The 1,148-nt window shown below is 70.0% G+C and carries 2 protein-coding genes; both read right to left on the reverse strand.

The features are described from left to right. Window positions 1-388: M48 family metallopeptidase (locus G3N93_RS39895; RefSeq protein ID WP_206135509.1), on the reverse strand; the 388-nt coding region annotated here is incomplete at its 3' end. Then, on the reverse strand, window positions 385-1,148 hold a 764-nt coding region (locus G3N93_RS39900), incomplete at its 5' end, for a type II secretion system F family protein (protein WP_206135510.1). The genes G3N93_RS39900 and G3N93_RS39895, both read right to left, overlap by 4 nt.

Genomic DNA, 1,148 nt, shown 5'->3' on the forward strand with positions numbered 1-1,148 from the left:
TCTGCGCGGCCTCGTCGAGACGCCGCTGCCGCAACGCGACGCGCGCCAGCCCGAGCTGCGGGCCGAGTTCCGCGGGCGCCTGCCGCTGCGCTTCGTCGTAGAGGATCCGCGCACGCTCCAGGTCGCCCGCGCGGTAGTTGACGTCGCCGAGCCCCAGGCGCGCCGCGAGCGAATCGGGATGCTTCGCGAGCACTTTCTCGTACAGCGTCGACGCGAGATCGACGTTGCCGCCGGCGAGTGCGCTGTCGGCGATGCGCAATTCGGCCTGCGGGTCGTCGCTCTTGTGCGACAGCACCGGCCGCGTCTGGATGCCCGGTGCGCCGCAGCCGCCGGCCAGCACCGGCAGCACGGCCGCGAGTGCGAACGCGCGTACGACGGATCGTGTCATCTGAATACCTCGAGCAGGCGAATCGCCGCCGGGCCCGCCGCGATCAGGCAGACCGTCGGCAGGATGAACAGCATCATCGGCAGCGTGATCTTCGGCGCAAGCTTCGCGGCCCGTTCCTCGAGCGCGACGATCTGCTCGGTGCGCTCCGTGCGCGACAGCGTGCGCAGCGCCTGCGTGATCGGCGTGCCGAACCGCTGCGATTGCGTCAGCGTCGTCGCGAGCGAGCGCGCCGACGTGAAATCGACGCGCATCGCGAAATGCGCGAGCGTCGCGGCCACGTCGCCGCTCAGCGTCAGTTCGTCCGCGCACACCGTCAGCTCGTCGGCGAGCGGCGGGCAGATGCGCGCCAGTTCGTGCGCGACGCGCCGGATGCCCGATGCGAGACTGTTGCCGGCCATCGTGCAGATCACCAGCAGGTCGAGCGCATCGGGAAAGCACGCGGCGATGATCCGCCGACGCCGCCGGATCATCGCGCCGAGCACGTATTCCGGCACGATCACGCCGATCACGAATGCGGCGATCATCGCCAGCGCGCGAATCACGAAGTATTCTCCGAAGCGCGGAATCAGCGGGCTGAACACGATCGCGCCGCACGCGAACAGCACGCCGCAGCTCAGCTTGATCCCGATCATCACCGACACCGCGCGGCGCTCGCGAAAACCCGCGCGCGTCAGTTGCAGGCCGAGCTTCACGCGCTGCATCGGGTCGAGCACCGGCAACCGTTCGCCGAGCTGCGCGAGCCGGCGCGTCAGGTCCAGGC

The sequence above is a fragment of the Burkholderia sp. Se-20378 genome (genome assembly GCF_017104665.1).
GTDB classification, from domain to species: Bacteria; Pseudomonadota; Gammaproteobacteria; order Burkholderiales; family Burkholderiaceae; genus Burkholderia; species Burkholderia lata.